Below are 1339 nucleotides of genomic sequence, written 5' to 3'. Positions count from 1 at the left end.
CGATCAGAACGAACAGGAGCTTCAAGACAAGCACGGCGATAACCCGTCGGGCGCGGACTTTGTGTTCCGCGGTGGTGCCACACTCATCTTCGACCTTCGGGAGGGTCACCTGCGTTACGCAGTCCGAAAGCGAATTAGTGACGATGCCCGGCTGGAGCAACAACGCGATTTCCTTGCGGGTTACCGCTTCGGCTCGACTGCGTTCGGTTATGGACTGCAAGGGGGATCGACCGGCACTGCGTTGGACGAACCGTTCGCTCTGGTGCACCGGGGAGGTTAGGTGTGGGGATATTGAAGCTCTTGAGGATCAGGATGTATCGCGGCATCTTGGGCGATTGCTTCCTCATTCGCACCACGTTGGACGACGGCGGCGCGGAGTTGGAGCGATCCATACTTATAGATTGTGGGGTCCTCCAGAACGTTGCCGCTGGAGCCGATCTGATCGCCAAACTTGACCCGAAGGTCGTGAACCGGATCGGTAAAAAGCGCCTGTCCGAAGTTGAGGCAGGCCCGGCCCGCATTTCAGCGATCGCGAAAGACGTCCTGAAGACCGTCGGCAACCGGATCGACCTGCTGGTCATAACCCACGAGCACTACGACCATCTGTCCGGGTTTGCGTTCGAAAAAGGCGCATTCCTTGACGGTGCGGTTTCCATCGGCCGGCTTTGGATGGCTTGGACCGAAAACCTGAAAGATCCGCAGGCTCAGGTCCTAAGGGCACGATTTTCGAAGGGAAAGCAGGCTTTGGCGGCGGCGGCCACGCTGGCGCAAGGCGATGCGCATCCCGGCTTGCGAACGGCAGCGGCGCTTGCCGCTTTCGCCGGGCCAGTCGCCATAAACGGGCTAGGTGCATCGGGCGTCTTCGGGACGGCCGAAATCATGCAAATGCTGAAGGATAAAGCTGGTGCCGATTCAACATCTTATCTTGAGCCTGGACAGGTCATTGACCTCGACGAGTTCAATATCAAGGCCTTTGTTCTTGGCCCGCCTCGAGATGAAGTTTTGCTGCGAAAAGACACCCCATCCAAGGGACAGGCGAAGGAGGTATATCTGACGCGTCTGGACGCCGCCGCGGCGGCGGAAAGCACAGTAAATGCCCAGCTCTCGCTTCTTGCCAATCGAACCGACACAGTCCTGCCTTTCTCGGCCGTTTACCAAAGACCCCTGAAAGAGAAAACCCGTCGCAAGAAGGCGACCAAGTCGGGGGTCCGCAAACTGTATGACGCTCCGGCCGAAAAGTGGCGTAGGATTGACAGCGACTGGACAGGCTCCATCGAAGCTTTGGCCCTGAAGATGGATTCGGATACAAACAACACCAGCCTGGCACTGGCGTTTGAAC

Annotated in this window: 1 protein-coding gene and 1 pseudogene; both read left to right on the top strand. The window is 58.1% G+C overall.

Going from position 1 to position 1339, the window contains the following annotated elements; genetic code table 11:
• The coding region (locus EOA86_RS39100; protein ID WP_206630232.1) for a hypothetical protein at window positions 1–280 on the top strand (280 nt) is incomplete at its 5' end.
• A 32-nt stretch (window positions 281–312) separates the two neighbouring features.
• Window positions 313–1339 (top strand): annotated as a pseudogene (locus tag EOA86_RS34850) (hypothetical protein); the annotation flags it as partial.

Origin of the sequence: Mesorhizobium sp. M5C.F.Ca.IN.020.32.2.1 (assembly GCF_004023105.1) — a bacterium.
In the GTDB taxonomy this organism is placed as follows: Bacteria; Pseudomonadota; Alphaproteobacteria; order Rhizobiales; family Rhizobiaceae; genus Mesorhizobium; species Mesorhizobium wenxiniae.
The sequence above is the reverse complement of the archived record's forward strand: the minus strand, read 5'-3'. Positions and strand labels throughout refer to the sequence as shown.